This window comes from Streptomyces sp. NPDC020362 (assembly GCF_040642095.1).
Taxonomy (GTDB): domain Bacteria; phylum Actinomycetota; class Actinomycetes; order Streptomycetales; family Streptomycetaceae; genus Streptomyces.
This window is the reverse complement of the sequence record NZ_JBFAET010000288.1, coordinates 1-8,531: the sequence shown is the minus strand read 5'-3', so window position 1 is coordinate 8,531 and position 8,531 is coordinate 1. Positions and strand designations below refer to the sequence as shown.

Sequence of the window (8,531 nt, the reverse complement as noted above, 5' to 3'; positions counted from 1 at the left end):
GGCCGCGGAGCCTCCACGGCTCGTGCACCGACGGACCGTCCAGCGGCCCCAGTTCGGGCACCCAGCGGCGCACGTAGGTGCCCTCAGGGTCGTAGCGCTTGGCCTGGGTGACCGGGTTGAGGACGCGGTTGGGGCGGGTGTCGGTGCCGGTCCCGGCCATCCACTGCCAGTTGAGCTGGTTGTTGGCGATGTCCCCGTCGACCAGCAGGTCCAGGAAGTGCCGGGCGCCCACCCGCCAGTCCACGTAGAGCGTCTTGGCCAGGAAGCTCGCGGCCAGCAGCCGGCCGCGGTTGTGCATCCAGCCCTCGTGGCGCAGCTGGCGCATCGCGGCGTCGACGATCGGATAGCCCGTACGGCCCTCGCGCCACGCCTCGATGTCGTCCCGGGCCGTCCGCTCGGTCCGCCAGCGGTCGTGCTTGGTGCGGTAGTCGGCGGTTGCCGCGGCCGGCCGGGCCGCCAGCACCTGGCGGTGGAAGTCGCGCCAGGCGAGCTGCCGTACGAAGGCCTCGGCGCCCGGGCCGCCCGCCGCGCGGGACCGGTGGACCAGATCGACGGGGGACAGCGTGCCGAAGTGCAGATGCGGGGAGAGCCGGGAGGTCGCGTCGCTGGCCAGGTCGTCGTGCCGGTCCTCGTAGGCCACGATGCCACGGCGCAGCCAGGCGCCGAACCGTTTGCGGCCCTCCGTCTCACCCCCCTCGGCCAGCCCCCCGGACACGCCCGCCACCGCGGCCCGCGACGGGAGCTGCTCGGACCCGACGCCCTCCGGCACCCGGATCGTGCGCGGCGGGCCGAGCGGGTCGCGCAGCCGCTGCTGCGACCACTGCCGGAAGTACGGGGTGAACACCGCGAAGTGGTCCGAGGAGGCCGGTGTCACCGTGCCCGGAGCGAGAGCCGTGGTCACCGTGTCGTGGACGTGCAGCCGGCGCCCGTCGGCCTCCAATGCCCGGCGCAGCCGCTCCTCCCTGCGGTGCGCGTAGGCGCTGACGTCGGCGGCCATGTGCACCTCGTCGGCGTCCGCCTCCGTGACCGCCTTGCACACCTCCTCGACCAGGTCGCCGGAGCGGACCACGAGCCGCCCGCCGCGTCGGCGCAGTCCCGCATCGAGATCGCGCAGACAGTCGGCGAGGAACGCGAGCCGGTTGGGCGCGGCGAACCCGGACGCCTCCACCGCGCGGTCGCGCACGAACAGCGGTACCACCTGCCGCGCGCCGTCCAGCGCTGCCCGCAGCGGCGGGTGGTCGTGCAGACGCAGGTCGGCGGTGAACAGGACGACCGAGACGTTCATGGCGCGGCTCCGGGACGAGACAAGGCGGACGGTGTACTGCTTCCGGCCCACGGGGCCCGGCGGATGCGGGACATCACCGCGCGGGCGCGCGTTCCCTCTCCCGGGGGAGCGTGGCCCTCGCGGCGGCGCGCGCGATGTTGCGCGCCATCCCGCCGAACACCACCGCATGGAACGGGGAGACGCCCCACCAGTAGACCTGGCCGAGCAGCCCGCGCGGATGGAACAGCGCGCGCTGCCGGTACCGGCAGCGCCCGGCACCGTCCCGCTCCGCGTACATCTCCAGCCAGGCCGGCCCGGGCAGCCGCATCTCCGCCCGCAGCCGCAGCAGTCGGCCCGGCTCGACCTCCTCCACCCGCCAGAAGTCCAGCGAGTCGCCGACCCGGAGCCGCTCGGCGTCCCGGCGGCCACGGCGCAGCCCCACGCCGCCCACCAGCCGGTCCAGATGGCCACGCACCGCCCAGGCGAGCGGGAAGGAGTACCAGCCGTTCTCGCCACCGATGCTCTCTATGACCCGCCACAGCTCCTCGGGCGGGGCGTCGACCTCGGTCTCCCGCACGTCCGTGTACAGGCTGCCGCCCGCCCAGTCCGGGTCGGTGGGCAGCGGATCGCTGGGTGCGCCCGGCGCCGCCGCCGACGACCAGCGGGTGGCGACCTGGGCCTCGCGCACGCGCTGCAGGGCCAGCCGTACCGCTTCGTCGAACGGCAGGGGATGCCCGGGCGGGTCCGGCACGTACGCCCCGATGTCGCGCTCGTGGCAGACCACCTCGTGGCGCAGCGACTCCGTCAGCGGCCGGGCGATGGCCGCGGGCACGGGCGTGACCAGGCCCACCCAGTGGCTGGAGAGTCCGGGGGTGAGGACCGGTACGGGCAGGATGAACCGGCGGGGCAGGCCCGCCACCGCCGCATAGCGGACCATCATCTCCCGGTACGTCAGGACGTCCGGCCCCCCGATGTCGAAGGCGCGGCTCACGTCCGCCGGCATGCCCGCGCTGCCGACCAGGATCCGCAGCACGTCCCGTACGGCGACGGGCTGGATGCGGGTGCGGACCCAGCTCGGGGTGACCATCACGGGCAGCCGCTCGGTGAGATAGCGCAGCATCTCGAAGGAGGCCGAGCCGGATCCGATGATCACAGCTGCCCGCAGCACCGTGGTGGGCACGCCGGAGTCCCGCAGGATGCGGCCGACCTCGGTGCGGGAGCGCAGATGCGGCGACAGCTCCCGCTCGGGCACGCCGTCGGGGGTGAGTCCGCCCAGGTAGACGATGCGGCGCACGCCCGCCGCCCGGGCCCGTGCGCCGAAGATCCGGGCCGCCCTGCGGTCCGTCTCCTCGAAGTCGTCGCCCGTGCCGAGCGCATGCACCAGGTAGTAGGCCACCTCGACGTCGCGCAGGGCCTCGGCGACCGAGTCCGGGTCGGTGACGTCCCCGCGCACCACCTCCACGTCGCCCGCCCAGGGGTGGTCGCGGAGCTTGCCGGGGGAGCGGGCGAGACAGCGCACCCGAAGGCCGGCGGCGAGGAGCTCCGGGACGAGCCTGCCGCCGATGTACCCCGTCCCGCCCGTCACCAGGCAGAGCGGGCCGCCCATGGTGTCGTCGCCGTGCATCGGATCGATTCCTTCGAGTCGTCGCGGGGGTGTGGTCCGGGTTCCCCCGTGGATCTATTCCTCACGGGCGGGCCATCCGGATGCGGGAGCCTGGGACGGTCGTTCCGGTACGCCGGCTGCCGACGCCGGCGGCCCGGCGCGCCGGGTCTTCCGCGCGCCCGTCCCAAGGTCCTGCACATGAGCGAACCGGTCGGGGGCAGACGGGAGATATGGGCCCCAGGCGGTCCGGTCGGCCCTCGACGCAGGAGGTGTCTGCTGTCATGAGCACGAAGGTGTTGGAGCGGTTCCCCGCCGGGGCGCCACGCGGATCGTGGCCCGCGGAGGAGTACGCGGCCGCGCGCCGCGCCGAGGGCGAGCCCGCGACGGTGGTCATGGACCTGAAGTCGGACGCCTTCCTGGTCGTGGTGCCGGCCCCGGAGGAGGCCTGACCACACCGAGCGGCCGCGGACGTCGAGGGCGACCGCGGCACCACGGACCGCTCACGCCCTGCCCGCGTCGGCCAGCGCCCGCAGATGCGCCTTCCGTGTCTCCGTCGTCTGGTCCTGCACCAGCAGGAACAGTCCCTCCCGGGCCAGCCGTTGGGCGCGGCTGGTCAGTGCCATCGCGCGTCCGCCGCCGGCCACCACCGCTGCGGTGGTGGCCGCACCGAGCACCTCGTACGCCTGCGCCCGTACGGCCAGCCGCTCCTCGGCCCGCTCCAGCGGCACCGGATGGTCGGCCAGGGCGTAGGCCCGGCGGCGGACGTCGGCGAGGCGGGCGCGCAGCGGGGCGGCCGTCTCCTCGTCCAGCAGGGTCAGCGCGGCCTCGGCGATGCCGAAGACCGCGGGGTTGGCGTTGAGGGTCCTGGCCCGGTCCCGCGCTGCCAACGCCTCGTACGGCAGCCGCAGGGCCACTGCCTCGTCGGGCACCTGCAGACCGTCCAGCTCCAGCGACACGGTACGGGCGGCCGTGAGCGCCGCGAGGCGCAGCGGTGGCGAGGACCGCAGCCCGGGCTGCTCCCGCGCCTCGACGAAGACGGCCAGCACCTCACCCGCGTCCGTCACCCCGGCGAGCAGCATCACGTCGTTCAGACCCCACCCCGTGTACCAGGGGACGGTCCCGTCGAACCGCCACCCGTCGCCCGCCCGCCGGACCCGCACCGGGACACGCGGATACGACCGCACGTGCGCGTACGCCACCCCGGACAGCAGCTCTCCTCGCGACAGCGGGCCCAACAGCCGCTCCCGCACGGGCAGTTCGCCCTGAGCCAGGGTCCGCACCGGCGTGTGGTGCTGCGTCTGCACGAACCACGTCGAACAGCACGCACCGGCCAGGATCTCCGCGGTCTGCCGCAGCACGGCCGGCGGCGCACCCGCGCCCCCGTACTCGACGGGGGCGGCCACGCCCAGCAGCCCGGATCGCTTCACCGCCTCGATGTGGCTCGCGGGAACCCCCTCCTGGTCCACCCGCTCGGCCTCGGGGACGAGCAGCTCGTCGGCGAGCAGCCGGGCGCGGGTGACGAGCGGATGTTCGCTGATGGTCATGCGGGAGATTCTTCCGAAGATCTCCGCCGAATATTTCTTCCGGATCGGTGGGGCCGGGTGTCGATCCGGCCCCGTGCCGTTCGTGTAGGAGGTGACAGGCACCCCGGACACGGGGAAGACGCCCGGCAGGGTGCCGGGCAGACGCCAAGGAGGACGTCATGAAGCACTACCTGCTCAGCGTGGTCCAGCCGGCCGGCGGACAGCCGCCCGCCCCCGACGCGCTCGCCGCGATCATGCGCGACGTCGAGGCCTTCAACGACGAACTGCGCGCGGCCGGCGCCTGGGTCTTCGCCGGCGGACTGCACGGCCCGGAGACCGCCACCGTGCTCCGTCCCGAGGGCGGCGACGTCCTCATCACCGACGGGCCCTTCGCCGAGGGCAAGGAGTACCTGGGCGGACTCTGCCTGATCCGGGCCGCCGACCTGGACGAGGCCCTGGAGTGGGGCCGCAAGGCCGCCCTGGCCACCACCCTGCCCATCGAGGTACGGCCCTTCGTGGACCAGCACTGATGGGCGACGCCCCGGACACCGAGGCCGTCTTCCGCGCCGAGTACGGGCGCGCGGTCTCCGTCCTCACCCGCTTCCTCGGCGACATCGACCTCGCCGAGGAAGCGGTGCAGGACGCCTTCGCCACCGCGGTGCGCACCTGGCCGGAGACCGGCGTGCCGCCGAGCCCGGCCGGCTGGATCATCACCACCGCACGCAACCGAGCCATCGACCGGGTGCGCCGCGAGTCCACCCGGGACGCGCGGCACGCCGAGGCCGTCCTGCTGTACGCGCCCCACGCACCGCCCGAGGAGGGCCCCGTGCGCGACGACCGACTCCGCCTGATCTTCACCTGCTGCCACCCGGCCCTCGCCCTGCAGTCCCGGGTCGCCCTCACTCTGCGCCTTCTCGGCGGTCTGAGCACCGCCCGGATCGCCCGCGCCTTCCTCGTCCCCGAGCCCACGCTCGCCCAGCGTCTGGTGCGGGCCAAGGCCAAGATCCGCGACGCGGGCATCCCGTACCGCGTGCCCCGTGACGCCGATCTGCCCGACCGGCTCGGCGGTGTCCTCGCCGTCGTCTACCTGATCTTCAACGAGGGCTACACCGGCGATCCCGCCCTCTGCGCGGAGGCCGTACGGCTCGGCCGGCTGCTGGCCGAGCTGATGCCGGACGAACCCGAGGTCACCGGCCTGCTCGCCCTGATGCTGCTGATCGAGGCCCGGCGGCCGGCCCGGCTGGACGCCGACGGCACCCTGGTCCCGCTGTCCGAGCAGGACCGCACCCGGTGGGACCGCGACCTGATCGCCGAGGGCCAGGACCTGGTCCGCCGCTGTCTGCGCCGCGACCGGCCGGGGCCGTACCAGATCCAGGCCGCGATCAACGCCGTGCACAGCGACGCACCGGCCGCCGCCGCCACCGACTGGGGGCAGATCCTGCGCCTGTACGACCAGTTGACGGCCGTCGCCCCGACGCCGGTCGTCGCGCTCAACCGGGCGGTCGCGGTCGCCGAGGTCGAGGGTCCCGCGCAGGCTCTCGGGCTGGTCGACGCCCTCGACCTGCCCCGCTACCACGTCCTGCACGCCGTCCGCGCCGATCTGCTGCGCCGCCTGGGCCGCTACGAGGAGGCCGCTGGGGAGTACGGCCAGGCCGTCGAACACGCCGGGAGCGAGGCCGAGCGGGCCTGGCTGGACCGGCGCCGAAGGGAACTCGGCCGCCGGACGACGTGACCTCCGTCACCGATGCGCGTCGGTGGAATTTACTTGGGCATCTCAAAGGTTGGCATTTACATCTGACTGTTGGAGACCCTACGCTCGGGCCGACCAGCCCGTGCACCACCTGCGAGGCACCCGTGACCCACCCCACCCCCGAGCAGCCCGCCGATGCCGTAGCGCGGCTGCGCGCCACCTTCCGCACCGGCCGCACCAAGCCCGTCGAGTGGCGCACCGGCCAGCTCCGGCGTCTGCGCGCGATGCTCACGGAGAACGGCGCCGACCTCGCCGCCGCCCTCCACGCCGACCTGGGCAAGAGCAGCACCGAGGCCTACCGCACGGAGATCGACTTCACCGTCCGCGAGATCGACCACACCCTCGACCACCTGGACGAGTGGCTGCGCCCGGAGTCCGCCCCCGTCCCGGCCCACCTCGGCAGCGACGCGACGGCCTGGACGCAGTACGACCCCCTCGGTGTCGTCCTCGTCATCGCCCCCTGGAACTATCCGGCCCAGCTCCTGCTCGCCCCCATGGTCGGCGCGCTGGCCTCGGGCAACGCGGTCGTGGCCAAGCCGAGCGAACTGGCCCCGGCCACCTCGGCCGCTCTGGCAGGGCTCATCCCCGCCCACCTGGACACCGACGCGGTCGCCGTCGTCGAGGGCGGCGTCGCGGAGACCACGGCCCTGCTGGCCGAGCGCTTCGACCACATCTTCTACACCGGCAACGGCACCGTGGGCCGCATCGTGATGCGCGCCGCGGCCGAGCACCTCACCCCGGTCGCCCTCGAACTGGGCGGCAAGTCCCCGGTGTTCGTCGACCGGGGCACCGACCTCGACACGGTCGCCGACCGGCTGGCGCGCGGCAAGTTCCTCAACGCGGGCCAGACCTGTGTCGCCCCCGACTACGTCCTCACCGATCCGGAGACCGCCGCCGCCCTGGAGCCCGCGCTGGTCCGAGCCGTCGAGGCCCTCTTCGGCACCGACCCGGCAGCCTCGCCCGAGTACGGCCGGATCGTCAACGAGCGCCACTTCGACCGGATCTTCGCCCTGCTCGACTCCGGCCGGGTGGCGGTCGGCGGAGGGAGCGACCGCAGGGCCAAGTACATCGCGCCGACCGTGCTCGCGGACGTCGACCCGGCCTCGCCCGTGATGCAGGAGGAGATCTTCGGCCCCATCCTGCCCATCGTCACCGTGCCCGGTGCGGACCAGGCGATCGACTTCATCAACGACCGCGACAAGCCGCTCGCGCTGTACGTCTTCACCGAGTCCGAACACACCCGCGGGCGCTTCGCCGCCGAGACCTCCTCCGGCGGCCTCGGCTACGGCCTCCCGCTCGCCCATCTCACCGTCTCCGACCTGCCCTTCGGCGGCGTCGGGGAGAGCGGCACGGGCAGTTATCACGGGCGCTACTCCATCGAGACGTTCAGCCACCGCAAGGCCGTGCTGGCCAAGCCGCTCGGCTGAACGGACGGTTCCGGGGCAGGTGTGCGAAACTCCGCCGATGACCGCTGAAACGATCACCGCGGACGCCTCCGGCACCTTCGTACTCGGCGACCTGCCCGTCCACCGCATCGGCTTCGGTGCGATGCGGCTGACGGGCAGCGCCGCCTTCCATCTGGGCACGGCCAGCGACCGCGCACGCTCGATCGCCGTCCTGCGCAGGGCCGTGGAACTCGGTGTGAACCACATCGACACGGCCGCCTTCTACTTCTCCTCCCTGCGGTCCGCCAACGAACTCATCAACACCGCCCTCGCGCCGTACGCCGACGACCTCGTCATCACCACCAAGGTCGGCCCCTTCCGCGACTACTACGGCGAATGGGGTCCCTCGGCCCGCCCCGACCAGCTGCGCGGCCACGTCGAGGAGAACCTGCGTCAGCTCGGCCGGGACCACCTCGACGTCGTCAACTTCCGGCGGCAGCGACAGGACTCCATCGCCGAGCACTTCGGCGCCCTCGCCGAGCTGCGGGAGGCGGGGCTGATCCGGCACCTCGGCGTCTCCGGCGTCGAACCGCGCCACCTCGCCGAGGCGCTGGAGATAGCCCCGGTCGTGTGTGTGCAGAACCGGTTCGCACTCGACCGCCCCGATCCCGTCGACGACGACATGCTGCGGATCTGCGGTGAACGCGGCATCGCGTTCGTACCCTTCTACGCCGTCGCCGGCGAGGCCGGGCCGCGGGCGGCGGCCGACACCCATGACGACGACGTGCTCGCCATCGCCCGCGCACACGGCGTGAGCCCCGCACAGGTCCGCATCGCCTGGACCCTCCACCAGGGCCCGCACGTCCTCGCCATCCCCGGTACCGGCAACCCGGACCACCTGACCGAGAACGTCGCCGCGGGCGCCCTGCGGCTCACCCAGGACGACCTGGCCCGGCTGGACGCGCTGCACGCCAGGACCGGCTGAGGGCTCGCCGGGCGGGGCCCG

8 protein-coding genes are annotated in these 8,531 nt (G+C 73.8%); 5 read left to right on the top strand and 3 right to left on the bottom strand.

Annotated elements, in window-relative coordinates; all coding sequences use genetic code 11:
* On the bottom strand, nucleotides 1-1,285 hold a 1,285-nt coding region (locus AB0H32_RS44675), incomplete at its 3' end, for a deoxyribodipyrimidine photo-lyase (protein WP_361134284.1).
* A 73-nt stretch (nucleotides 1,286-1,358) separates the two neighbouring features.
* A complete protein-coding gene (locus AB0H32_RS44670) occupies nucleotides 1,359-2,888 on the bottom strand; it encodes an SDR family oxidoreductase (protein ID WP_361134281.1) in 1,530 nt (509 codons plus the stop codon).
* Between the two features lie 260 nt (nucleotides 2,889-3,148).
* Between AB0H32_RS44670 and AB0H32_RS44665 the strand changes: the two genes are divergently transcribed.
* Nucleotides 3,149-3,316, top strand: a complete 168-nt coding sequence (locus tag AB0H32_RS44665; protein WP_361134278.1) for a hypothetical protein — start codon at nucleotides 3,149-3,151, stop codon at nucleotides 3,314-3,316.
* Between the two features lie 51 nt (nucleotides 3,317-3,367).
* Here the strand turns inward: AB0H32_RS44665 and AB0H32_RS44660 are convergent, their stop codons facing one another.
* Nucleotides 3,368-4,411 (bottom strand): acyl-CoA dehydrogenase family protein, encoded by a 1,044-nt coding sequence (locus tag AB0H32_RS44660; RefSeq protein WP_361134275.1) that lies wholly within the window; start codon nucleotides 4,409-4,411, stop codon nucleotides 3,368-3,370.
* A gap of 158 nt (nucleotides 4,412-4,569) precedes the next feature.
* Here AB0H32_RS44660 and AB0H32_RS44655 point away from each other — a divergent pair, with 158 nt between their 5' ends.
* The 4 genes from AB0H32_RS44655 (at nucleotide 4,570) to AB0H32_RS44640 (ending at nucleotide 8,510) form a co-directional block, all read left to right on the top strand.
* Nucleotides 4,570-4,920 carry a YciI family protein gene (locus tag AB0H32_RS44655; RefSeq protein WP_361134272.1) on the top strand — a complete coding sequence of 117 codons (351 nt, stop codon included), beginning with the start codon at nucleotides 4,570-4,572 and terminating at the stop codon, nucleotides 4,918-4,920.
* Nucleotides 4,920-6,122, top strand: a complete 1,203-nt coding sequence (locus tag AB0H32_RS44650; protein WP_361134269.1) for an RNA polymerase sigma factor — start codon at nucleotides 4,920-4,922, stop codon at nucleotides 6,120-6,122. The genes AB0H32_RS44655 and AB0H32_RS44650 overlap by 1 nt, the downstream gene beginning before the upstream one ends.
* Before the next feature lie 122 nt (nucleotides 6,123-6,244).
* Nucleotides 6,245-7,567 carry an aldehyde dehydrogenase family protein gene (locus tag AB0H32_RS44645; protein ID WP_361134266.1) on the top strand — a complete coding sequence of 441 codons (1,323 nt, stop codon included), beginning with the start codon at nucleotides 6,245-6,247 and terminating at the stop codon, nucleotides 7,565-7,567.
* Between the two features lie 37 nt (nucleotides 7,568-7,604).
* Nucleotides 7,605-8,510 carry an aldo/keto reductase gene (locus AB0H32_RS44640; RefSeq protein WP_361134263.1) on the top strand — a complete coding sequence of 302 codons (906 nt, stop codon included), beginning with the start codon at nucleotides 7,605-7,607 and terminating at the stop codon, nucleotides 8,508-8,510.
* Nucleotides 8,511-8,531: the final 21 nt, after the last annotated feature.